The following is a 21,659-nucleotide window of genomic DNA, read 5'->3' as shown; positions in this document are numbered from 1 at the left end:
CTAATGAAAATTATCAGTAAGCGTCAGGCGATGGCAATTTATCGTCTGCATCCTGAATCCCGATTGTTTCGCTTCTGTACCGGGAAATATAGCTGGTCCGGAAGCGTCTGCCATTACTACGGTCGTGAAGTTCAGGATATCAAAGGTGTTCTGGCTGTCTTTGCCGAACGACGCCAGGACCGGAACGGACCTTATGTTTGTCTACGCAGCGTCACTCTAAATTAACCTTATAAAAGGAGATTAAGATGTCGAATAAGACACTGACAGCGAATGACGATACTGCTGAGCCCTGGTGGGGCTTGAGTCGTAACGTCATCCCTTGTTTTGGCGCACGTATGGTCCAGGAAGGTAATCGCCTGCATTACCTGGCTGACCGCGCCAGCATAACAGGTCAGTTCAATGAAGCGGATTTACTCCATCTTGACCAGGCATTCCCGGTACTGCTGAAGCAGGTGGAGCTCATGCTTACCAGCGGCGAACTGAATCCCCGACACCAGCATTGCGTTACGCTCTATGCAAAGGGGCTGACCTGCGAAGCTGATACGCTGGGCTCCTGCGGTTACGTTTATATCGCCATTTATCCCACCCAAAGCTAACCGACTTTTAGTGCTCATTTTTAAAGAACAACTCATGAATACTTTACCTGCAATAAACCAGCGGGCTGTTCAGCCATACCCATCGCCCGTGGTTGTCTGGCAAATGCTGCTTGCTCGGCTACTTGAGCAACACTATGGCCTGACGTTAAATGACACGCCGTTCAGCGATGAAGCTGTTATTAAGGGACATATCGAAGCTGGCATCACGCTTGTCGATGCCGTTAATTCTCTGGTGGAGAAGTACGAGTTGGTCCGTGTCGACCAAAGGGGATTTAGCTGGCAGGAGCAAGCGCCTTACCTTACGATTGTTGATATCATGAGGGCTCGTCGCTATCTTGGTATCACTAACCGTAGCTAGTTTAGAACAATTGCATTTCTACCTTTGAGTATGAAAGCATTTTGCTATCATCACGCTATCTGCTGATTTATCAATACGAGGGAAGAGGTGGGATTTCAAGCATCCTTGCTTTGGGGGTATGTATGGGGGTATAAATTCACTTATAACTTAAAAAATTGTTTAAATTCAATTAAATACATTGATTGTTCTAATCCCTTCGCCCGCTCCAGACTTCTGAATTCTGCTCTTCCCCTATAAATTGATCTGGTTAACCCGCCTGGCATACTTGCCTCTTGTTTTTTGTTACTTAACACATATGATTTTTCATATGTGGTGTTGAACTTATATCTCTGTGGAGTATCCTGCCCGTCGACGATCGGGAGGAATGATGTCATTAACACCCTTACAGCTTTTCAAAAATCTGTCCGATGAAACCCGCCTGGGTATTGTGCTGCTGCTTAAAGAGATGGGGGAACTGTGCGTGTGCGATCTCTGTGCGGCGTTGGATCAGTCGCAGCCCAAGATCTCCCGCCATCTGGCTATGCTGCGGGAAAGCGGATTATTGCTGGATCGCAAGCAGGGTAAGTGGGTGCACTATCGCTTATCACCGCATATGCCTGCATGGGCGGCACAGGTAATAGCGCAGGCCTGGTTAAGCCAACAGGAGATCGTACAGGCCATCGCCCGCAAGCTGGCATCAGCAAACTGTTCTGGAAGCGGTAAAGCGTTCTGCCTTTAAAAATTTGCCGTAACATATATGTTTTATCGAATGTGATTTTCAGGGAGGGGTATGCTACTGGCAGGTGCTATTTTTGTCCTGACCATTTTTCTGGTTATCTGGCAGCCGAAGGGGTTAGGCATCGGCTGGAGCGCGTCGCTGGGCGCGGTACTGGCTTTGATTGCTGGCGTTGTACATGTCGATGATATCCCGGTGGTGTGGAATATCGTCTGGAACGCGACGGCGACCTTTATTGCGGTAATTATTATCAGCCTGCTGCTCGATGAGTCCGGCTTTTTTGAATGGGCTGCGCTGCACGTAGCTCGTTGGGGAAACGGTCGTGGCCGTTTGCTGTTTACGTATATTGTTCTGCTCGGCGCAGCGGTGGCGGCGTTGTTTGCCAACGATGGCGCGGCATTAATATTGACGCCCATCGTGATTGCCATGCTGCTGGCATTAGGATTCAGCAAGGGCACGACGCTGGCCTTCGTGATGGCTGCCGGGTTTATTGCTGATACTGCCAGCCTGCCGCTTATTGTGTCGAATCTGGTGAACATCGTATCGGCAGATTTCTTCGGGCTGGGATTCACTGGATATGCCTCGGTAATGGTGCCGGTCGATATTGCCGCCATAGGCGCTACGCTGGTGACGCTGCACCTGTTCTTTCGCAAAGATATCCCGCCGGCCTACGATTTGGTCCTGCTTAAATCGCCGGCAAACGCCATTAAAGATCCGGCTACGTTCCGCACCGGCTGGATAGTTTTGATTCTTCTGCTGGTCGGTTTTTTCGTCCTCGAACCGCTTGGCATTCCGGTCAGCGCGATTGCCGCGGCAGGGGCGATCATTCTGCTTGCGGTCGCTAAGCGCGGTCATGCCATCAATACCGGCAAAGTGCTGCGTGGCGCACCCTGGCAGATCGTCATCTTCTCATTGGGGATGTACCTGGTGGTCTACGGTCTGCGCAACGCCGGGCTAACCGAATACCTTTCAGGGGTATTGAACGTGCTGGCGGATAAAGGACTTTGGGCCGCGACGCTGGGTACTGGCTTTCTGACGGCTTTCCTGTCTTCCATCATGAACAACATGCCTTCCGTGCTGGTGGGGGCACTGTCTATCGATGGAAGCACCGCAACCGGCGTGATCAAAGAGGCGATGATCTATGCCAACGTGATTGGCTGCGATCTGGGGCCGAAAATTACACCTATTGGTAGCCTGGCAACGCTGCTCTGGCTGCACGTACTTTCACAGAAGAACATGACCATCTCCTGGGGTTACTACTTCCGCACCGGGATCGTCATGACTCTGCCTGTACTGTTTGTAACGCTGGCCGCGCTGGCGCTACGTCTCTCTTTCACTTTGTCATGAGATACACAAATGACCAACGTTACCATTTATCATAACCCGGCCTGCGGCACGTCGCGTAATACGCTGGAGATGATCCGCAACAGCGGTACTGAACCCACCGTTATTCATTACCTTGAAAATCCACCGCCACGCGATGAGCTGGTCAAACTCATTGCCGATATGGGGATCGCGGTACGAGTGCTGCTGCGTAAAAATGTTGAGCCCTATGAAGAACTGGGCCTGGCGGAAGATAAATTTACCGATGACCAGTTAATCGATTTCATGCTGCGGCATCCAATCCTGATTAACCGCCCGATTGTGGTGACGCCGCTGGGAACGCGCCTGTGCCGCCCATCGGAGGGGGTACTGGATATCCTTCCTGACGCGCAAAAGGGCGCGTTTGCAAAGGAAGATGGCGAGAAAGTGGTGGATGATGAGGGCAAAAGGCTTAAGTAAATTGCCTGCGGGACGGGATCACTATCACTGAACGTTGCCCTGGACGTGACGATTATCTGCAGACGCCTCCTGATGCCGCTTCAGCCAGTATTGAATATTAATCATACCTGACTGAATAAGATCCGTGTTCAGGTAAGCTGGAAAATCATCAATAATCATCACCAGCGGAAACAACATGACGCTGTCGTCTCTATGTTACTGATCTTTGGTGGCCTGCCCGGTACCGGGAAATCAACCCTTGCTCGCCTGCTGGCCGCCAGCCTGACTCTGGATACCTCCGTACTGACCGCCGAAGAGGCGGTCGAGAGGATCCTTCAACATATCCAGTCAGGCACTCCGGTAAGCGCATAAAGAGCCGCCAGGGAATCACGGGCGGCATCGGCTGCAAGAACCTACATAAAAAACTTCACGGCCTGCTGTAACGTGGTGCCGACGCCCCATAACAGCGGCACGCTCACCGCCACCCAGCTTACGGTTAGCAGCAGCGTGGACGGACGGGCCTCCCACGTGAGCTGAGCATTCTTGTTGATGGTGTACAGACCTTTCGCCTGCTGCTGCTGTTCCGCGGTCATCGCATGCTCTTCCGTCAGCGGACGCACCAGCTGATTACAGATAAAACCCATCACCAGCAGGCCGGTCAGCACCATCAGCGTAATATCATAGACGCGCTCGGGCGGGACCCCGTGCGTCAGCTGATACTCGCGTAGATAGTTGACCAGCACCGGGCCGCTGATCCCTGCCGCAGACCAGGCGGTTAACAAACGCCCGTGAATCGCGCCGACCATTTGTGAGCCAAAGACGTCGGCCAGATAGGCGGGAATACTGGCAAAGCCTCCGCCGTACATCGAAATGATAATGCACATCGCGCAGACATACAGCGCGATATAGCCGCCGTGATTCACCAGCGGCAACGTCCCGTACAGCGCGGCGCCCAGGCAGAAAATAATCGCAAAGGTCATTTTGCGCCCGCACAGGTCGGATACCGATGCCCAGAAAAAACGTCCCAGGATGTTAAACAGGCTGAGCAGGCCGGTAAATCCTGCGGCCATGGTAGCAATGCGTTTCAGCTGCTCGCCGTTCAGCTCATGCCAGCTCAGATCGAGCGACAGCAGTTTACCGGCAAAGATCTCCTGCAGCATCGGCGAGGCCATACCGAGAATGCCGATCCCCGCGGTGACGTTGAGCCACAGCACCATCCACAGCAGCCAGAACTGCGGGGTACGGCAGGCGACGCGGACGTGCACCTGGATCGTGGGATTATTGCGCATCGTTTTTTGCGCCTTCTCGCCCGAAGGGTGCCAGCCCATGGGCGGCAGACGATAGCCAAAGGTTCCGGCGAGCATAAACAGCGCATAAATCGCCGCCAGCGCCAGAATGCTTTGCCATACCCCGTTGCCGGCCGGACCGGCAAAGTAATTCATCAGTCCGTTTGCCAGCGGCGCCCCCACCAGCGCGCCTCCGCCAAAACCCATGATCGCCATCCCGGCCGCCATTCCGCGCTTATCCGGAAACCAGCGCAACAGCGTCGAAACCGGTGAGATATAGCCCAGTCCGAGACCGATTCCGCCGATGACCCCGGCTCCCAGCCACAGCAACCAAAGTTGGTGGAAATAGATAGCGACGCTAGATAGCAACAGGCCGCCGCACCAGCACAAGGTGGCAATAAAGCTCACCAGCCGTGGTCCAACCTTCTCAAGCCAGCTGCCCCACAGCGCCGCCGAACAGCCGAGAAAAACAAAAAACAGCGTGTAGGTCCATCCCAGCATGGAGATCTTCCAGTCGCAATCGCGGGTAAACAGCTGCTGCCAGAACGACATCGTGACGGGGCATTGTAAGGACTCGCTTCCTCCTATTAGCTGCGACATAGGCAACCAGTAAACCGAAAATCCGTAGGCCATACCTATGCAGAGATGAACGGCCAGCGCGGCCGGGGGCACCAGCCAGCGGTTAAAACCGGGCCTGGCGATGATGCGTGGTTTCGCGAAAAAATCGCGTAAGGGAGAGACCGGTGCGGTCGCGACGTTTTCATTCATTTGCGCCATTTTCCTGTCCTTTTTATCTATATTGACCGACGAACGCCGCCGTCGGGGAACGTAGATAAAAGGCAAGAAAGGTGCCATTTGATTAAATTATGTACAGAAATGGCGACTGAAGCGAGCAAGCTTCGCCGAAGGGATGAGGCGAAAAGCCCGCCATCGGCGACGGGCGCCCCGCTCGCGATAAAAACGCCGGGCGCGCTATTATTTTGATAAACGTCGATCTCAGAGTGATACACCGCGACCGGTAACGTTCGAGCCGCTTCCTCCCGGACATGGCTGTGGGGTATTTCCCCTGCAGGGCGGGCGAGAGCACCCGCCGCTCTCTAGCTTAAGGTATCAATCCATTCGCTCTGGCGCGGGTTCTGCCGACGATAGCAGTGTACCGACACCGCCAGCTGCGTCAGGTCGGTGAAGACCATCGGATCGAGCTGAATATGCTTTTTAATCTGCTGTAGCCGGTAGGTGAGCGTATTGCGATGAATCCCCAACAGCAGCGACGTTTTGCCCGGCTCGGCGTTATTGGCAATAAAGCTGCTCAGGGTATCCAGCAGCACTTCGCCGGAATCATGCTCAAGCAGCTGGCGTACGTTATTGATAAAAAAATTCACCATATAGCTGTCTTCCAGCACCCGGAACAGGCAGAGCATCGCCATCTCGCGAAAGTAGTAGATTTGTCGCTGCGGCTGCACTTTGCTCCCCACCTCAATCACCGAACGGGCGAATCGGATAGCCTCGCGAATATCCGGGGCGTTGTCCGCCTGCACGCCAATCCCGATATGGTAATGGCTGATCTGATTGCTGAGAACAAACTCGATGCCCCGCAGCATCGTCTCCTGGGGTTCGCATAGCATATTGAGGATAAGTATTTCATTGCTGCCCAGCAAAATGACGTCTCTTACCCCGGACAGCTGCGAGAATTCCCGCAGCAGCGTACTCAATACTTCGCTTAGCTGGTGCTGTTCGACCTGCACGGTCACCACAACCGGCATCAGCGGGGCATTAAAATTAAAGCCAAGCTCCACCAGGCGATGAAGCGCTTCCTGTCCGGCGGGCGCGGCTCCCTGCTCAAGGTACTGACAAAACAGGGTGTCGCGCAGACGCTGTCGCCAGTTGGTTTCCCGCATCTCTATGGCCTGGCGGACCAGTAGTTCGGCGGTAAGCACCGCCAGTTCAGCATAGCGGCTTATTGCCGCCGGGTCGCCGCTGATGCCCACCACCATCACCACGCGATCGTCATACATAATGGGATGATTAATCCCGGGATGCACATTCTGAAAACGCGCGGCTTCCGCGGTGTTATTAATACAAATACGTTTACCGGTGCGTATCACCTCGCGGGCGATTTCATGCTGCTCGCCGATACGATGACGTTCACCTGAGGCAATAATCTGTCCATGATGGTCAATCACGTTCACGTTATGATGAATTATCGCCATTGCCCGGGCGACAATTTCATTAGCCAGCGCCGTCGTAATAATCATACAGTTATCCGCTTATGTGCCTCTCCGCGCCGTCCGCTCAGAAAGGTTCGTAGAACATTCTCCGCTGCGTCGGCGAGGAGCTGTTCGCATGTGTTCATCGACTCCGCCAGCGGCATAGGGCGCTGGCAGATAGACCACATCGCGTCAATATGGTGTTGATACAATTGCCGACTGCTCTCATCGCGCCCGCCGCAAAGGGCCACAACCGGTACGCCGTGGCGCGCCGCTTTGCCCGCCACGCCCACCGGGGCTTTACCAAAGGCGCTCTGGCGATCGAGCCAGCCTTCACCGACGATGGTCAGCGCGGCATCGCTAAGATGGCGGTCGGCGTTTAGCAATTCCAGCACCAGGTCAATGCCCGGACGCAGCGTGCCGCCCGCATAGGCGATCAGCGCAGCTCCCATACCGCCCGCGGCCCCGGCGCCTGGCGCTTCGCTGACGTCGTAGCCGAGCGTTTGCGTAAGCTGCCGGCTGTAGTGCGCCATACCCGCCTCCAGCTCGCTCAGCGCCGCCCCATCCGCCCCTTTCTGCGCGCCATAAACCCAGGTGGCGCCATCGGTTCCAAGCAGAGGATTGGTGACGTCGCAGGAGGCCTGAATTTCGGCCTGTCGTAAACGCGGGTCCAGTTCGCTTAAATCGATGCGCTGGATATGCGCAAGATCCTGGCCCGCGGCGGGAACCGGCAGCAGCGTGCCGTCCTTGCGCAAGAATCGTGCGCCAAGCGCCTGGGCGAAACCGATGCCGCCATCGTTGGTCGCGCTGCCGCCCAGCCCGATAATCAGACGCCGGCAACCGGCATCCAGCGCCGCTTTTACCTGTTCGCCCAGCCCAAAACTGCTGGCCAGACGCACATCCCGCTGCGCTTTCGGCGTAAGCTCGAGCCCACAGCTTTGCGCCATCTCAATAATGGCCCGCTCGCCGGGCAGGATCAGAAACGCGGCCTGTACGGCGAGGCCGTAAGGCGAGGTACAGCGCTGCTGCTGCCACCTCGCGCCCTTCAGCTGCGGACTTTCCGCAAGGGTCGAAAGCAGTCCCTCTCCGCCGTCCGACACGGGCATTTCGACCAGCTCCAGCGCCTCGTCAACCCGGCGCAATCCCCGTGCGACCGCTGCGCAAGCGGCCTGCGCGCTACAGCTGCCCTTAAACGAATCCAGCGCGATAACAATCTTCATGCGTTCTCCTGCGTTAATGCGCTTTGCGCGGCGTTTTATCGGTGGTCATCAGCTGCAACAACATCCCCAGCAGCGCGCATCCCGCCATGGTAAAGAAGGCGTAGATATAACCCGCCGGATTTTCCCATCCCCCACCGAACTGGATGAGCCAGCCCATAAGCAATGGCGAAAGGCCGCCGCCGATAAACATCGCCGTGGTGATAATTCCGTTGGCGGTAGAGGTGGCGCGTTCTTCGGCGGAATCCGAGGCCATTGCGTAGTAGATAGGCCACACGGCGTTGGCCACCAGGCCAAAAAAGAGCTGAATGGCGATAAGACGCGGCATATTGGTGGCGAAATAGAACAGCGCAATGCCGATACTCATCCACAGACCGCAGACGATCAGAGTACGTTTACGACCAAAGCTATCGGATAGCCAGGGCCAGATTATCTGGCCCAGAGTACCGGTCAGCGTGAAGATAATACTTAGCCCGGCGGATGCCGCCAGCGACAGGCCGGAGACGTGATAAAGATACGGCGGCAGCACAACGTTAATGCCCATATAGACAATTTGCGTCAGCAGGGTATTGCCCGCCGTTAGCGAAATATTGCGGTTGCGCAGGGTACGTAAAAAGGTCTTCATCCCTTCGCCTTTGGCAACATGGCTGCTTTCCTGGGTCGCCGGGCGCGTCATCCCCTGGCTATCGATATGCTGATAAAGCGTGTTGATGCGATCGGCGGTGGAATATTTCGCCCAGAAAATCATCAGCGGGATGGCGACGATCAGCGCCAGCAGGAAGCAGTAGCGCCAGCTGCCTTCGCCAAATGCGGAAAGCACCAGACTTGCCACCACGCCGCTCAGCAGCGCGCCAATCGGATAGCCGGTATGATGCACCCCCAGCGCGAAGCCGCGCTTCTCTTTCGGCCACCACTCCGCGGTGTTGCTGACGCCGACGGGCTCGCCCCAGCCGGCCCCGAGGTTGACGCCAACGCGCAGCAGCACAAACGCCGTCAGCCCGTGGCTGATCGCTTTAATCCCGGAAATAAAAGAGAGGGCGGTATAGCCCAGCACCAGCGGTACCTGAAAGCGCGCCCGCTTCCAGCCTGAACCGTAGCGATCGCTCCAGATGGAGCCGGGGATATCCAGCACCGCCAGGGCAACCATAATCAGCGCGACGACGTTGCCCCACTGTTCCGGCGAGAGCGAGAACTCCTTAGAGATGACCGGGCCAAGGCGCAGGATCATCTCGCGGTCGTAGGCGTTAAGCACCCAGATTAGCCAGCAAACCAGCAGCGAAACCCAGGAGAAACGATGTATCAGCCGCTTTTTTGCGCCTTGTTCGCCGGCAGGTGTTTGATTGATTGTTGTCATAGTCGTGTTTACTCCGCGGCGTCGCGACAGCATGGCGCGCGCCGCCAGGTATCAGGGTCAGAGTGGGTTCGCCGGGTATTATTGTTATCGCGGCGAGCCGGATATTCGTTTAACCGGCAAAGCGCCGTTCCGCTACGCCGGTGACGCCCAGGTCGTAAATGGCGAACAGGCTGCCGCGTAGCTGATTATCTTCCGGGAAGCGCGGTAGCGGCGGCTGCGCCATTGAGGTGACGTACAGCACGTCGAGGTTTTCGCCGCCGAACATCACGCTGGTGACTTTTTTCACCGGCATCTCAATGATGCGATCGACCTCGCCCTCCGGCGTGTAGCGCACCAGCTTGCCCGCATAGACCAGCGCGTTCCACAGATAGCCTTCGCTGTCCACGGTGGCGCCATCCGCCGCGCCACCTTCGCTGCGATCGACGTGGCAAAAGACACGTTCGCCAGAGAGATCGCCGGTCGCGGTGTTGTAGTCCCAGGCACAGATTTCGCCCGTCCAGGTATCGGCAAAGTAGAACGTTTCGCCGGAGGGGCTCCAGCAGGGGGCGTTAGAGACGATGATATTTTTCTTCAGCACGTGCAGTGACAGATCGGCGTCCAGGCGATATAGCGCGCCGCTTGGCTCCTCTTCGCGCATATCCATCGACCCGAACAGAAAGCGTCCCTGACGATCGACTTTACCGTCGTTGAGCCGGTTAAAGGGCCGGTCCGCTTCCGGATGGTGCAGCAGCGTCAGCCCGCCGCTGGCGAAGTCGAGCAGATGAACGCCATTCTGTAGCGCTACCACCGCGCCTTCGCCGTTCTGGCGCAGGGCGAAAGAGCCAATTTTCTGCCGCACGTCCCAGCTCTTAATCGCGCCGCCCTGCGCGTTACAGGCGAACAGGCGCCCGTCGAGGCTATCTACCCACCAAAGACGTTGCTGCTCGATATCCCATACAGGGCTCTCGCCGAGGCGAGTTTTTAAATCCAGTAACACTTCGATACGCATAAGGCGCTCCTGATTAAGCGTTTTCGCCGCGGGCCTGTTTTGCCGAGGCGGGGGTAGAGGATGACGAACTTTTAATCAACAGAGATGCCAGCGCGCCGACAATCAGTAGCGCGACGGCGAACCATAAGCCGGACGTCGCCGCGCCGGTGCGGTCCTCAAACGCGCCGAGGATAAACGGCCCGAGAAAGCCGCCGCACAATCCGAGGCAGTTAAGCAGTCCGAAGCTGCCCGCCAGCATATGTCCGCTCATGATCGAGGGGAGCCAGTTAAAGATGATGGATTGCATGGCGAAGAACATGAAGGCGGCCAGCGAGAAGCCAAGCAACGCCACGCCGTGGCCGGCAATCGCGCCAATCGCCATGCCGGTCGCCATGACCAGATACCCGGCCATCAGCATGCTGCGCGAACGCTGTTCCGTCCGGGCGAAACGCGGCAGCAGGATCCCGCCAGCGGCGGCGGCGACCCACGGGATGGCGGTCAGCAGACCGATCTGCAGCGGGGTAAGCTGGCCCCAGCTTCCGATGATCCCCGGCAGGAAATAACTCAGGCCGTAAACCGAGAACTGGTGGGTAAAGTAAATCAGCACCAGCAACAAAAATACGCGGGTGGTGAGCGCGGTTTTCAGGGAAAAGCGGCTTGGCGTATGGCGCGTCTCCTCGGCTTCTTTCTCCAGCACCGCAGTGATTGCCTGTACGTCGTGGCTGTCCAGCCAGCGGGCGTCGGCGGGTTTATCCGGCAGCCTGCGCCAGACGACGAACGCCAGCGCTATCGCGGGCAGCCCTTCGATAAAGAACATCCACTGCCAGCCGTGCCAGCCGGACATTCCATCAAGGCTTAATAACAATCCGCCCAGCGGCGCGCCGATAATATTGGCCAGGCAGACCCCCAGCAGGAACAGGCCGGTGGCTTTAGCGCGCTCTTCACGGCCAAACCAGAGGGTCAGGTAGTAAATAATGCCCGGATACAGCCCCGCTTCGGCGGCGCCGAGCAAAAGGCGCATCACGTAAAAGGACGTAGGCCCGGTGACGAACGCCATACCGCAGGAGATGATCCCCCAGGTGATCATGATGCGGGCGATCCAGCGCCGCGCGCCAATCCGGGTTAAAAACAGGTTGCTGGGGATCTCCAGCACCGCGTAGGTGAGAAAAAACAACCCGGCCCCGAGGCCGAATGCGGTTGCGGAAAGGCCGATATCCACCGACATGGTCGCTTTCGCCATGCCAATATTGGTACGATCAATAAAGCTGATGATGTACGCCACGATAAGTAGCGGCATCAAATGGCGGTAGATCTTTTTATGGGTGCGCTGTAGCTGCGTCCCGTTTACCGCCTTTTCATTTATTGCGGACATGGTTATTATTTCCCCGTATTCGTGGTCAGAAGCCTTGCCGGGATCGCGTCGATCCCGTTCGTCAGCTCACAGGTTGTCGCCGGGTGCTGACCCGAACGACGCCCGGCCCGAAGCCCCACTTCGGGCCGTCTTTTCCTAAGCGCCTTCGCGCTCGAACAGCATAGAAATCCCCTGGCCGCCGCCGATGCACATGGTGACCAGACCGGTGCGCGCGCCGCTGCGCGCCATTTCATACATCAGTTTGACCGGCAGGATCGCACCGCTGGCGCCCACCGGATGGCCGAGAGCGATCGCGCCGCCGTTGACGTTGACGCGGGCCGGATCGAGACGCAGATCGTTCATCACCGCCAGCGCCTGGGCGGCGAAGGCCTCATTGAGTTCAATTAAATCGATGGCGTGAACATCCATATTGAGACGGTCCATCAGGCGTCGGGTCGCGGGAGAGGGACCAAACCCCATAATCTCCGCGCCGCAGCCGGCAACCGCCCAGCCGCGAATTCGCATACGCGGGGTGAGGCCGCGCTTTTCCGCCTGCTGGCGGGTCATCATCACCAGCGCGGCCGCGCCGTCGTTAATGCCGGAGGAGTTGGCCGCCGTCACCACGCCGTCGGCTTTAAATGCCGGACGCAGCGCGGCAAGCTTTTCGCGCGGGGTGTCGCGCGGGTGTTCATCGGTCGCGAACAGGCGGGTCGCTTTTTTGCCGTCCGGCACCTCAAGAGCCAGAATCTGCTCGCGGAAGCGCTCCTCAGCGATCGCCTTCAGCGCCTTCTGCTGGCTCGACCAGGCGAAATCGTCCATCGCTTCGCGGGTGATACCGAAACGTTGCGCAACGTTTTCCGCCGTGATGCCGTTGTGATAAGGCCCTTCCGGCCAGGTGAGAATGGAGATCAGCCCATCTTCCAGCTCGCCGTGGCCCATGCGATAGCCATCGCGCGCTTTACGCAGGTAGTAGGGGAGCTGGGTCATATTTTCCGTTCCGCAGGCGACGACCACCTCGGCCTGGCCGCTTTGCAGCTGCATCATGCCGTCCGCGAGGGCCTGGAGCCCGGATCCGCACTGGCGGTTAACCGAATACGCGGTGCTCTCCTGTGGGATCCCCGCCCGCAGTTGGCAGATGCGGGCGATAAAACCGCTTTCGGCGATTTGCCCGACGTTGCCGACGATCGTTTCGTCGATATCCTGCGGCGCAAGTCCGGCGCGGTTGACCGCTTCGCGAATAACCGCCGCCCCGAGGTCATGCTGGTGGGTATGCTTAAGACTGCCGTTAAACGTGCCAATAGCGGTACGGACGCCGCTGACAACCACAATATCATTAGCCTGTGTCATCGTTTTTCTCCTTACAGCACCATGCCGCCGCCGACGTTAATCACTTCACCGTTGATATAGCGCGCGCCGTCAGACGCCAGAAACGCCACGCACTCGCCAACGTCTTTCGCCTCCCCGGCGTAACCCGCGGGTATTTTATTGATCATGATTTGCCAGACGTTTTCCGGGACGCCGCGGGTCATATCGGTATCGATAAAGCCCGGGCAGATGGCGTTGACCGTGACGCCTTTCTTCGCCAGTTCGCGGCAGGCGGTTTTGGTCATCCCCACCACGCCGGCTTTTGACGCCGAATAGTTGGTTTGTCCGACGTTGCCAAGCCAGCTGGCGGAAGCGATATTGATAATGCGGCCCGCGCCGCGCTCGCGCATACGGATGGCGGCCTGCTGCATACAGAGAAAAGTGCCCTTCAGATTGACATCGATCACCGTGTCCCAGTCCGCTTCGGAGAGTTTGTGCAGCATGGCGTCGCGGTTGATTCCGGCGTTATTCACCACAATATCCACCGCGCCAAACGCCTCTTCGGCCTGGGAAAACAGCGCTTCGACCTGCGCTTTGTCACCGATATTGCAGCTGATAAACAGCGCCTGTGCGCCCGATTCGCGCAGGGACGCGGCGGCGGCTTCGCCGTGCGCGTCGCGATCGGCGATGATTACGCGCGCGCCTTCCCGCGCAAGCACCTGAGCAATGCCAAAGCCGATACCGCGCGCGGCGCCGGTGACAATGGCGGTTTTACTGGCAAGTTTCATAGCTAATTTCCTTGTGAGTCAGAGGATGAATTCCGGGACAGATGTTCCGCGAGGCCGCAGGGCTGCGGGGTGAACAAGCGGCTGTCCATAACCTGAAGATCCGCGGCGATCGTCGGACGAAAATCCATATGCGCCAGGATGTCGCGCTCAAGATCGATACCGGGGGCGATTTCCGTCAGCACCGGCCCCTCCGGGCGTAGTTCGAAAACCGCCCGTTCGGTGACGTAATGCATGGTTTGTCCTTTGGCGCGGGCCAGCTCGCCGTTATAAGAAATCTGATTAACCCCGGCGACGAATTTACGTACCTCGCCTTCGCGGCGGATATGCAGCGCCCCTTGTTCACAGGCGATCTCCAGCCCTTTGGCGGTAAAAGAGGAGCAGAACACGACGTGGCGGGCATTCTGGGTGATGTCGATAAAACCGCCCGCGCCGGGGCAGGATGCGCCGAGCCGCGTAGCGTTGACGTGGCCGTGCGGGTCCATCTCGCCGGCGCCCATAAAGGTGATATCGACTCCCGCGCCGTTGTAATAGATCATTTGATCCTGGTGGCCTATCATCGCGCTCAGATTACGACCGATGCCGAAATCAACGCCGCCCGCCTGCTGGCCGCCGTAGATCCCCGACTCCACGGTGATGGTGACCTGCTCGCCGAGCCGTTCTTCGTGAATGATGGCGCCAATAACGTCGTTGGGAATGCCGGTGCCGAGATTGATGACGCAGCCGGGCGTCAGATAGCGGCAGGCTATCCGCCCGATAAGTTTGCGCAGGTCGAGCGGCAGCGGCGCGCTCTGCGCGGCGGGCAGTTGGATATCGCCGCACAGCGCCGGATCGAAGTCCCAACTGGAGGTCTGGCGGTGATCCGTCTGCGGCTCTTCGCACACCACAATGGCGTCAATCAGGTTGCCGGGAACGGTGACGCTTTTCGGATGCAGCGAGCCTTTCGCCACGCGATATTTCACCTGCGCCAGCACCTTCGCCCCATAGCGTCTGGCGGCGAGAACCGCGTGCAGAACTTCCAGCTTCATCACCTCTTCATCGGTCGTGAGGTTGCCGTCTTCATCAGCATGGGTGCCGCGCACAATGACCACGTCCAGGGGAATGGCCGGGTAAAACAGATATTCGGCGCCGCGAAACGTCACGTGCTCGATCAGATCGGGCCGTTCGCGGGTGCGGGCGTTCATCCGCCCGCCTTCCATGCGCGGATCGACAAAGGTACCGAGCCCGACGGGGGAAAGCCTCCCCGCAAGTCCGGCGGCCATCGCGCTATAGAGATGAACGATCTGCCCCTGCGGCAGACACCAGGCTTCCACTTCGTTGTTGTTGATCATCGCCATCCAGCGCGGCGCCAGGCCCCAGTGCGAGCCGATAAGGCGCGTCACCATACCCGGATGGGCGAAGTGCTGGATACCGCGCTGGCGATCGCTTTGCCCAGCGGCATGCAGCAGCGTCAGATCGCGCGGTTCGCCCGCGGTCAGAAAGCGCGCTTCGATAGCGCTTAAAATGGACTCCGCCGCGCCGATAAGCGTCATCCCGACGGTACAGACGGTGTCGCCGCTGGCGACCCGCTGCGCCGCTTGATGGGCGTCGATAAATTTGCTGCTCACTTTTTATCCTCCGTTGATAGCGTGATGATGGATTCCGCGAGGCGCGCTTTGAGCTGCTGCTTGCTCACTTTTCCGTTATGGGTACGCGGTAAAACGCGGGTGAAAATAATGCGCGCCGGCAGCTTAAAGCGGGCGATTTTGACCTTCAGCCAGCCGAGGATCTCTTCGCTGGTCAGGTGGTGCTGACCGTCCGGCACGATAAACGCCACCGGCTCTTCGCCATAGACCGGGCTGGGGGTCGGGATCACGGCAACTTCCCGCACTCCCCGATAGGTAGAGAGGATGTTCTCCAGCTCCAGCGAGTAGATCTTCTCTCCGCCGCGATTGATCATGTCCTTGCTGCGGTCTTTGATGTACAGCCAGCCTTCGTCGTCGAGATAGCCCAGATCGCCGGTACAAAACCAGCCCTGCGCATCGCAGCTCGGCCGTCGTTCGCTGTGCTGCCAGTATTCGCGGATCACCACATCGCCTTTGAGCCAGATATGCCCGATTTGGCCGGCGGGGAGGGGCTGCTGGCGATCGTTGCGGATCGCAATGGCGAGGCCGGGGATCGCCTGCCCCGAGCTGCCGCATTTATCGCTGCCCCAGACATCGCCTGGAAAGATGGTGGCGGGCGAGGTCGTTTCGGTGAGACCGTAGATCGGCTGAATCGCCGTATGCGGAAACAGGGTTTTTAGCTCAGCGATCAGTCCGTCGCTCAGGTGGCCCGCGCCGCAGGCAATCGTGCGTAGCGCGGGGAAATCGCCTGGATGGCTGGCGCTCTGCTCGCGCGCAGCCTGGCACAGCAGGATAAAAATGGTTGGCGAGCCGTGCAGAAAGGTAATGTTCTGCTCGCGCAGGGTGTTGATTACCTGCGGGGCGTTAAACCGGTGCTGTAGCCAGAGGCTCGCGCCGAGGCTAATAAACAGCGCCAGCAGCGCCGACAGGCCGGTGATGTGATAGATAGGCACCGCCAGAATGGTGCTATCCGCGGCGGTGAGATTCAGTTTTTGCGCGTAAGCGTCAATCGCGCAGAGCAGGTTGTGGTGCGTGATAATCGCCCCTTTCGGCTCTCCGGTGGTACCGGAGGTAAACATCATCACCGCCGTATCATCGCGGTTAACCGGGGTCGGCAAACAGGTTAGCGGATCGGGAAGAGAGAGCGCCTGCCATTCGCTGAGCGAAACGCAGAGGGCGTCGGGAGTCTGTTTCAGCCAGTCCTGCACGGTTGCATCGAACAGCACGGCCCGCGGGGCGATATGGCCCACCAGCTCCTCGCTTTCGGCCTGCTTAAGCTTAGTGCTGAAAGGCACCACTTCGATGCCCAGACCCAGCGCGGCAAATAGGACTTCGCAAAAAGCGGGATGATTCCCCCAGGCCAGCAGGATTCGATCGCCTTTGCGCAGCGACCAGATGCGGTCAAGCTGCGCCATCGCTCGCTGTACCCGCAGGTGAAAATCGCGGTACAGATAGCGCCGATCCTCAAACGCCAGCGCCAGCGCATCCGGGCTACGGGCGGCGCTGCGGCTCAGGGCCTGGTACAGATTCTGGAAGTCGGCGGAGGTGCTGCTCATTTGTCTCTCCTGATATTGCGTATTGACTGGAAGTAGTCTGGGGAAATTCAGGAGAGGAAATTGCCGAATGGCTCACAATAGAAAATCAACAAAACGGAAGCAATTTTGTAACATTGCACAATAGGCAGGAGAGGCCGGATAGGGGGGAGAAATACTGGAATCAGACAGGCTTTTGTAAAGCCTGAGGAAGCCCGCTTTTAGACCCGTATTAACCGGGCCTAAAAGGAAGAAAGGGATCAGCCCTGCCGCTTAGCGTTTAAAGGCATCGAACTCGAGCCGTTCGCCGTCGGGGCCGCGAATAAGCAGGAAGCGCACATTTTCTTCCTCAATCGGCCCTTCATCGAGCGGATAGCCGAGCGCCGCCAGCCGCTGCTGCACCGCATCCAGGTCGCGGACTTCCAGCGCCAGATGATCGATACCGCAGCGAGGAGCGTCAAAGGGCGTTCCTGCGGGAAGCTGATACAGCTCGAGGACGGCGCCCGCCATTTCCAGGAACGCGACTTCAATAGTGCCCTGCGGCGACGGCTTGCTAAACCGCTGCTGGCGCTGAAAGCCCAGTGGTTCATAGAAGGCAAGCGAATGCGTTAAGTCGCTGACCTGATAGCCAATATGAGCAATCGTGTTGATAAGTTCGCGCATGTTATACCCCCTTACGCACGCACCAGAAACCGTAGAAAGCGACATACACAAAGCACAGGAGCGGAGCGATAAAGGCGATTTGCATATTGCCGCCGTTCATATCCGAGATAATGCCCATCACCAGTGGAATAACGGCCCCGCCGATAATCGACATCACTACGATCGAGCCTGCGGTCTGGGTATCTTTCCCCATGCCCTTAATGACCAGGCCAAAGTTGGTCGGCCAGCATGGCGCCATACAGAAGCTGACCAGAATGAGCGCATAGACCGCCAGCATTGAACTGCTGAATACGGCAACCAATAAAAGGGCGGTGGCGGCCAGGGCAAAGGTGCCGAGCAGCAGCGCCGGATTGAGGCGGTTCATCAGCCAGGTGGCGACGGTTTTACCCACGGCGTAAATCACCAGAGAAGCCAGCAGCCAGTAGGTCGCGGAGTGCTCGCTGGTGCCCTGCTGCACGAGCTGCACAAAGCGGATCGTGAAGCTCCATACGCCAACCTGGGCGCCGACGTACAAAAACTGCGACAGGATCCCGAGGCGAAAGCGCGGGATAGCAAACAGGCGTTTCAGCGTTGACCCCATGCTTTCTGTCGGGATCTGCTGCTGTTGTGACGGCGTGCCCTTGCACGACGGGAATTTAATAAACACGAACACCAGCGCCAGCACCACCAGCACGGAGCCGATAATCAGATAGGGCCCGACCACCTGGCCGACCATTTGATGGCGCGCGGCGTCCGCGGCGGCGGCGGGCATCGCCTGCAGCTGTTCATGGCTCGGATCGTTTTCGCCAAACACCATCACCTGGCCAATCAGCACGCCGGAAATCACCCCCAGCGAGTTGAAGATCTGCGAAAAGTTAATGCGCTGGGTGGAGGATTGAATCGGGCCCAGCAGGCTTGAGTAGGTGTTTGCCGACGTTTCCAGAAAAGAGAGTCCGCAGGCGATCACCCCCAGGCAGGCGAGGAACGCGCCGTAGGTCATGATCTGCGCGGCCGGAACGAACAGGAAACAGCCGAGAGCGTACAGGCACAGCCCAATAATAATCGCCGCTTTATAGGAATAACGCTTAATCAGCGCCGCCGCAGGCAGGGCGACAAAAAAGTAGCCGAGGAAAAAAATCGACTGCACCAGCGCCGTCTGGGTATCCGTTAAATCGAAGCCCTTTTTAAACTGGGCGATCAAAATATCATTCAGGTTGCCCGCCATGCCCCATAGCGCAAACAGGCAACAGACCAGTAAAAATTGCAGCCAGGGGGTGTGCGGTAAATACGCGCTGGTATCCAGTTTTTCATTGTGGACCGCCGCTTTATCGACCTTATCCGTTATTAACGTACTCATTGAGCTATCCTCTTAATGGTTTTTATACAGTAGGGTTTATGCCATTTCATAATCAGAGGCGGCACGCAAAAGCCGTTCTCGTGCCTCTTCGTAGTCAGGTAAGGATGACGCGCCCTGCTTTTCGACGCTGACGGCGGCATAGGCCGCCGCAAATCGGGCCGCGGTATGCAGCGGTTCGCCGCAGGCCAGCCGCGCCGCCAGCGCGCCGTTGAAGGCATCGCCCGCGCCGGTGGTATCGCGGGGATGAGAAGGAAAGCACGGGATAGGGGATTTCACGCCCTGCTCGCTCAGCAGGGCGCCCTTTGCGCCAAGGGTGATAATGACGTTGCGCGCGCCCTGAGCATGCAGCGTATCGGCGGCCTCGGCCGCGGCCGCGAGACTATCGACCTGACACCCGGTCATTAACCCGGCCTCCGTCGCGTTCGGGGTAAGCAAATCCACTTTACTCAGAAATGCGTTATCAACGGGCTGCCAGGGGGCGGGATTGAGCACCACGAAGGCCCCGGCTGCTTTAGCGGCGTCAACGACCCGTTCAATCGCGGAAAGATTGTTCTCCAACTGAACCAGCACCACATCCGCGCAGCCGATAGCGGGGACGCAGCCGGCGATTTCATCATCGCTCACCGTCATATTCGCGCCGGGATCGACGGCGATCATGTTTTCAGCATCGTTGCCGGCCACATAAATCAGCGCATTGCCGGTGGGGATATCTTCGGCGACCAGCAGCGTCACGGCGTTAAACCCCACGCCTTTCAGATGGCGGCGGGCAAAATGGCCGAAGGTATCATTGCCAATCTTGCCGATGTAGTGGACATTCGCTCCCGCTTTTAGCGCAGCGGTGGCCTGGTTCGCCCCTTTTCCGCCGGCGCTGGTCATACTCCCGCAGGCCACTAACGACTCGCCCGGTACCGGAAAGCGCTCCACTCTGGCCACCATGTCGAAATTGAATGAACCAAAAACGCAGACTTTTCCTGACATCATTCGCTCCTTTATACGCGCTCGGGGGAGTGCAGCGCGGCGGACAGATCGCGGGACATTTTTTCCCAGGCCTGCTCGAGCGGCATATCCGGGCGGAATAAGCCGCTGCTGCCCATCACCAATACCTGCGCTCCGGCGTCCAGCAGCTCACGGTAGGTGGTGCGGTTGCATGAGCCGTCGACTTCCAGCAAGAAGTGGAGGTCGCGGGTCTCTTTTAGCTGATGAAGCTGCGCGATTTTGGCGAGCATTTCGGGAATAAAAGGCTGACCGGCATAGCCTGGATCGACGGTCATCACCGTGACCTTATCGAGCAGATGCAGATAGTGCTGGATGCTCTCAACCGGCGTGGCGGGATTGAGCACCATGCCCACCGCTTTCCCCGCCTGGCGAAGCATATTGATGAGCCGGAAGGCTTCCCGGCAGATGGTTTCCGGATGCAGTGAAATAGCGTCAGCGCCGGCTTCTATTAGCGCCGGGATAAACGAGGCGGGCTCTTCGACCATCAGGTGGACATCGATGGGAAGCGATGTGTAGGGACGAATCTGCGTCACAAAGCTGGCCGATAGCGCCAGATTTTTGACATAGTGGCCGTCCATCACGTCGACATGCAGCCTGTCGGCTTTGCCGTTTAAAAAGTGCAGCTGTTCCGTCACTTTCATCATGTCCATGCACATGAGCGAGGGAGAAAGGTAATAACGCATAAGGCCTCATTTATTCCGGTAGTGGCTGATTTCAGGCAAAGTCTGGCCCTGCCGCATGAAGCGGCGTTTCGACATTGCGCGTATTGGCCGTCACGTCATGACGGCGTACTCAGGCGATTTGTAGGCCGACGTTATGCCAGGTCATCTCTTTTTCCAGCAGCGGATCGGCAAACTTTTCGGTAATTAAACAGTCCAGTTCGCCTAAGCCGCCGATCCGCGCGACGCCTGTTCGCCCCAGCTTGCTGCCGTCGACTAATGCCACCGTCTGACGGGCGGCCAGCATCATCTGTTTCAGCAGGGCGGCGTGGGCTTCCGTACCCGCATATAAACCGCTATCGCGCTCCAGACCCTGGCAGGAGAAAAAGAGCGTATCGATGGCGTACTCGCGCAGCGTTCGTGAGGCGGTTTCACCGAAGAACGACTCCTCGGTCGGGGAAAAATCGCCCCCCAGTCCTACGAGATGCAACGAGCGTCGGCTCATCAGCGTTTGCAAGATGCGGATGGAGGGCGTAATCACCGTTAGCGCCATCTCCGGCATCTGCCGGGCCAAAAACCAGCTGGTGCTGCTGCCGTCCAGGATGATGGTCTTTCCCGGCTGCAGAAACTGCAGCGCTTTACGGGCAACGCGCATTTTGCCTTCGCTGTGCAGCAGCGTTCTCTGCTGAAAGCTTCCCTGGCTATCTTCGACCGGCAGGGCGGACGCTGCCGCTCGGGTCGTCGGCAGCGGGTTTTCCGCCGCCAGCGCTCCGCCGTGGCTCCGATTTAAGATCCCTTTCCGTTCCAGCACGCTCAGATCGCGGCGAATCGTTTCCCTTGAGACCCGAGTCGCTTGCGCAATCTCATTCACCCGCATCACGCCGCGTTGGCCCAGCAGTTCAACAATCAAACGATGACGTTCCAGCGGCAACATAGCTCTCTCCTGAAGTACATAATCAGATTACCT

The 21,659-nt window shown here is 58.0% G+C and carries 22 protein-coding genes and 1 pseudogene; 7 read left to right on the top strand and 16 right to left on the bottom strand.

Features of this window, described 5'->3' with window-relative positions:
• Positions 1 to 3 precede the first annotated feature (3 nt).
• The 6 genes from CMQ96_RS20085 (at position 4) to arsC (ending at position 3,451) form a co-directional block, all read left to right on the top strand.
• A complete protein-coding gene (locus CMQ96_RS20085; RefSeq protein WP_098067229.1) occupies positions 4 to 225 on the top strand; it encodes a DUF987 domain-containing protein in 222 nt (73 codons plus the stop codon).
• A 20-nt stretch (positions 226 to 245) separates the two neighbouring features.
• Positions 246 to 596, top strand: a complete 351-nt coding sequence (locus CMQ96_RS20080; protein WP_098067228.1) for a type IV toxin-antitoxin system YeeU family antitoxin — start codon at positions 246 to 248, stop codon at positions 594 to 596.
• A gap of 34 nt (positions 597 to 630) precedes the next feature.
• A complete protein-coding gene (locus tag CMQ96_RS20075) occupies positions 631 to 954 on the top strand; it encodes a TA system toxin CbtA family protein (RefSeq protein ID WP_098067227.1) in 324 nt (107 codons plus the stop codon).
• A gap of 367 nt (positions 955 to 1,321) precedes the next feature.
• Entirely contained in the window at positions 1,322 to 1,672 is a 351-nt protein-coding gene (locus CMQ96_RS20065) for a transcriptional regulator (protein WP_004134443.1), read from the top strand.
• 51 nt (positions 1,673 to 1,723) lie between these two features.
• The gene (locus tag CMQ96_RS20060; protein ID WP_024358597.1) at positions 1,724 to 3,016 is read left to right on the top strand and encodes an arsenic transporter; all 1,293 of its coding nucleotides are present in this window, start codon (positions 1,724 to 1,726) and stop codon (positions 3,014 to 3,016) included.
• Between the two features lie 9 nt (positions 3,017 to 3,025).
• Positions 3,026 to 3,451 (top strand): glutaredoxin-dependent arsenate reductase, encoded by a 426-nt coding sequence (gene arsC / locus CMQ96_RS20055; protein ID WP_049131304.1) that lies wholly within the window; start codon positions 3,026 to 3,028, stop codon positions 3,449 to 3,451.
• A gap of 93 nt (positions 3,452 to 3,544) precedes the next feature.
• Here arsC and CMQ96_RS29045 read toward each other — a convergent pair.
• Positions 3,545 to 3,628, bottom strand: a pseudogene (locus CMQ96_RS29045) (hypothetical protein); the annotation flags it as partial.
• A 15-nt stretch (positions 3,629 to 3,643) separates the two neighbouring features.
• Between CMQ96_RS29045 and CMQ96_RS28920 the strand changes: the two are divergent.
• Positions 3,644 to 3,802, top strand: coding sequence for an AAA family ATPase (locus CMQ96_RS28920; RefSeq protein WP_004134456.1), 159 nt, complete (start codon positions 3,644 to 3,646; stop codon positions 3,800 to 3,802).
• A 41-nt stretch (positions 3,803 to 3,843) separates the two neighbouring features.
• Here the strand turns inward: CMQ96_RS28920 and CMQ96_RS20050 are convergent, their stop codons facing one another.
• The 15 genes from CMQ96_RS20050 to CMQ96_RS19980 all read right to left on the bottom strand — a co-directional run bounded on the left by CMQ96_RS20050 (position 3,844) and on the right by CMQ96_RS19980 (position 21,626).
• A complete protein-coding gene (locus CMQ96_RS20050; protein WP_024358595.1) occupies positions 3,844 to 5,493 on the bottom strand; it encodes an OFA family MFS transporter in 1,650 nt (549 codons plus the stop codon).
• A gap of 320 nt (positions 5,494 to 5,813) precedes the next feature.
• The gene (locus tag CMQ96_RS20045; protein WP_098067225.1) at positions 5,814 to 6,971 is read right to left on the bottom strand and encodes a sugar diacid recognition domain-containing protein; all 1,158 of its coding nucleotides are present in this window, start codon (positions 6,969 to 6,971) and stop codon (positions 5,814 to 5,816) included.
• Entirely contained in the window at positions 6,968 to 8,143 is a 1,176-nt protein-coding gene (locus tag CMQ96_RS20040) for a glycerate kinase (protein WP_098067224.1), read from the bottom strand. Before CMQ96_RS20040 ends, CMQ96_RS20045 begins: the two co-directional genes overlap by 4 nt.
• A gap of 13 nt (positions 8,144 to 8,156) precedes the next feature.
• A complete protein-coding gene (locus CMQ96_RS20035) occupies positions 8,157 to 9,527 on the bottom strand; it encodes an MFS transporter (RefSeq protein WP_024358594.1) in 1,371 nt (456 codons plus the stop codon).
• 76 nt (positions 9,528 to 9,603) lie between these two features.
• Positions 9,604 to 10,482: an SMP-30/gluconolactonase/LRE family protein gene (locus CMQ96_RS20030; RefSeq protein WP_024358593.1), complete on the bottom strand. Its 879-nt coding sequence runs from the start codon at positions 10,480 to 10,482 to the stop codon at positions 9,604 to 9,606.
• A gap of 13 nt (positions 10,483 to 10,495) precedes the next feature.
• The gene (locus CMQ96_RS20025) at positions 10,496 to 11,833 is read right to left on the bottom strand and encodes an MFS transporter (RefSeq protein ID WP_098067223.1); all 1,338 of its coding nucleotides are present in this window, start codon (positions 11,831 to 11,833) and stop codon (positions 10,496 to 10,498) included.
• Positions 11,834 to 11,968: 135 nt separating this feature from the next.
• Positions 11,969 to 13,159, bottom strand: coding sequence for a thiolase family protein (locus CMQ96_RS20020; protein WP_004134465.1), 1,191 nt, complete (start codon positions 13,157 to 13,159; stop codon positions 11,969 to 11,971).
• A gap of 11 nt (positions 13,160 to 13,170) precedes the next feature.
• Positions 13,171 to 13,905: a 3-oxoacyl-ACP reductase FabG gene (gene fabG, locus CMQ96_RS20015; protein ID WP_004134466.1), complete on the bottom strand. Its 735-nt coding sequence runs from the start codon at positions 13,903 to 13,905 to the stop codon at positions 13,171 to 13,173.
• Positions 13,906 to 13,907: 2 nt separating this feature from the next.
• On the bottom strand, positions 13,908 to 15,509 hold the full coding sequence (locus tag CMQ96_RS20010) for an acyl CoA:acetate/3-ketoacid CoA transferase (protein ID WP_098067222.1): 1,602 nt from the start codon (positions 15,507 to 15,509) through the stop codon (positions 13,908 to 13,910).
• Positions 15,506 to 17,062, bottom strand: a complete 1,557-nt coding sequence (locus tag CMQ96_RS20005) for a class I adenylate-forming enzyme family protein (RefSeq protein ID WP_024358591.1) — start codon at positions 17,060 to 17,062, stop codon at positions 15,506 to 15,508. The genes CMQ96_RS20010 and CMQ96_RS20005 overlap by 4 nt, the downstream gene beginning before the upstream one ends.
• Before the next feature lie 249 nt (positions 17,063 to 17,311).
• Positions 17,312 to 17,701: a VOC family protein gene (locus CMQ96_RS20000; protein ID WP_098067221.1), complete on the bottom strand. Its 390-nt coding sequence runs from the start codon at positions 17,699 to 17,701 to the stop codon at positions 17,312 to 17,314.
• 1 nt (position 17,702) lies between these two features.
• Positions 17,703 to 19,037: an L-fucose:H+ symporter permease gene (gene fucP / locus CMQ96_RS19995; protein ID WP_098067220.1), complete on the bottom strand. Its 1,335-nt coding sequence runs from the start codon at positions 19,035 to 19,037 to the stop codon at positions 17,703 to 17,705.
• Between the two features lie 36 nt (positions 19,038 to 19,073).
• A complete protein-coding gene (locus CMQ96_RS19990; RefSeq protein WP_098067219.1) occupies positions 19,074 to 20,015 on the bottom strand; it encodes a ribokinase in 942 nt (313 codons plus the stop codon).
• 11 nt (positions 20,016 to 20,026) lie between these two features.
• Positions 20,027 to 20,716: a D-allulose 6-phosphate 3-epimerase gene (alsE, locus tag CMQ96_RS19985; protein WP_098067218.1), complete on the bottom strand. Its 690-nt coding sequence runs from the start codon at positions 20,714 to 20,716 to the stop codon at positions 20,027 to 20,029.
• Positions 20,717 to 20,825: 109 nt separating this feature from the next.
• Positions 20,826 to 21,626 carry a DeoR/GlpR family DNA-binding transcription regulator gene (locus tag CMQ96_RS19980; protein WP_098067217.1) on the bottom strand — a complete coding sequence of 267 codons (801 nt, stop codon included), beginning with the start codon at positions 21,624 to 21,626 and terminating at the stop codon, positions 20,826 to 20,828.
• Positions 21,627 to 21,659: the final 33 nt, after the last annotated feature.

Origin of the sequence: Klebsiella sp. MBT K-1 (assembly GCF_002556465.1) — a bacterium.
In the GTDB taxonomy this organism is placed as follows: domain Bacteria; phylum Pseudomonadota; class Gammaproteobacteria; order Enterobacterales; family Enterobacteriaceae; genus Klebsiella; species Klebsiella grimontii.
The sequence above is the reverse complement of the archived record's forward strand: the minus strand, read 5'-3'. Positions and strand labels throughout refer to the sequence as shown.

Bases quoted from the DNA above. Each gene is read 5' to 3' on its own strand.
- CMQ96_RS20085 (WP_098067229.1), top strand. From the start codon at position 4: ATGAAAATTATCAGTAAGCGTCAGGCGATGGCAATTTATCGTCTGCAT.
- CMQ96_RS20080 (WP_098067228.1), top strand. From the start codon at position 246: ATGTCGAATAAGACACTGACAGCGAATGACGATACTGCTGAGCCCTGG.
- CMQ96_RS20075 (WP_098067227.1), top strand. From the start codon at position 631: ATGAATACTTTACCTGCAATAAACCAGCGGGCTGTTCAGCCATACCCA.
- CMQ96_RS20065 (WP_004134443.1), top strand. From the start codon at position 1,322: ATGTCATTAACACCCTTACAGCTTTTCAAAAATCTGTCCGATGAAACC.
- CMQ96_RS20060 (WP_024358597.1), top strand. From the start codon at position 1,724: ATGCTACTGGCAGGTGCTATTTTTGTCCTGACCATTTTTCTGGTTATC.
- arsC (WP_049131304.1), top strand. From the start codon at position 3,026: ATGACCAACGTTACCATTTATCATAACCCGGCCTGCGGCACGTCGCGT.
- CMQ96_RS28920 (WP_004134456.1), top strand. From the start codon at position 3,644: ATGTTACTGATCTTTGGTGGCCTGCCCGGTACCGGGAAATCAACCCTT.
- CMQ96_RS20050 (WP_024358595.1), bottom strand. From the start codon at position 5,493: ATGGCGCAAATGAATGAAAACGTCGCGACCGCACCGGTCTCTCCCTTA.
- CMQ96_RS20045 (WP_098067225.1), bottom strand. From the start codon at position 6,971: ATGATTATTACGACGGCGCTGGCTAATGAAATTGTCGCCCGGGCAATG.
- CMQ96_RS20040 (WP_098067224.1), bottom strand. From the start codon at position 8,143: ATGAAGATTGTTATCGCGCTGGATTCGTTTAAGGGCAGCTGTAGCGCG.
- CMQ96_RS20035 (WP_024358594.1), bottom strand. From the start codon at position 9,527: ATGCTGTCGCGACGCCGCGGAGTAAACACGACTATGACAACAATCAAT.
- CMQ96_RS20030 (WP_024358593.1), bottom strand. From the start codon at position 10,482: ATGCGTATCGAAGTGTTACTGGATTTAAAAACTCGCCTCGGCGAGAGC.
- CMQ96_RS20025 (WP_098067223.1), bottom strand. From the start codon at position 11,833: ATGTCCGCAATAAATGAAAAGGCGGTAAACGGGACGCAGCTACAGCGC.
- CMQ96_RS20020 (WP_004134465.1), bottom strand. From the start codon at position 13,159: ATGACACAGGCTAATGATATTGTGGTTGTCAGCGGCGTCCGTACCGCT.
- fabG (WP_004134466.1), bottom strand. From the start codon at position 13,905: ATGAAACTTGCCAGTAAAACCGCCATTGTCACCGGCGCCGCGCGCGGT.
- CMQ96_RS20005 (WP_024358591.1), bottom strand. From the start codon at position 17,062: ATGAGCAGCACCTCCGCCGACTTCCAGAATCTGTACCAGGCCCTGAGC.
- CMQ96_RS20000 (WP_098067221.1), bottom strand. From the start codon at position 17,701: ATGCGCGAACTTATCAACACGATTGCTCATATTGGCTATCAGGTCAGC.
- fucP (WP_098067220.1), bottom strand. From the start codon at position 19,037: ATGAGTACGTTAATAACGGATAAGGTCGATAAAGCGGCGGTCCACAAT.
- CMQ96_RS19990 (WP_098067219.1), bottom strand. From the start codon at position 20,015: ATGTCAGGAAAAGTCTGCGTTTTTGGTTCATTCAATTTCGACATGGTG.
- alsE (WP_098067218.1), bottom strand. From the start codon at position 20,716: ATGCGTTATTACCTTTCTCCCTCGCTCATGTGCATGGACATGATGAAA.
- CMQ96_RS19980 (WP_098067217.1), bottom strand. From the start codon at position 21,626: ATGTTGCCGCTGGAACGTCATCGTTTGATTGTTGAACTGCTGGGCCAA.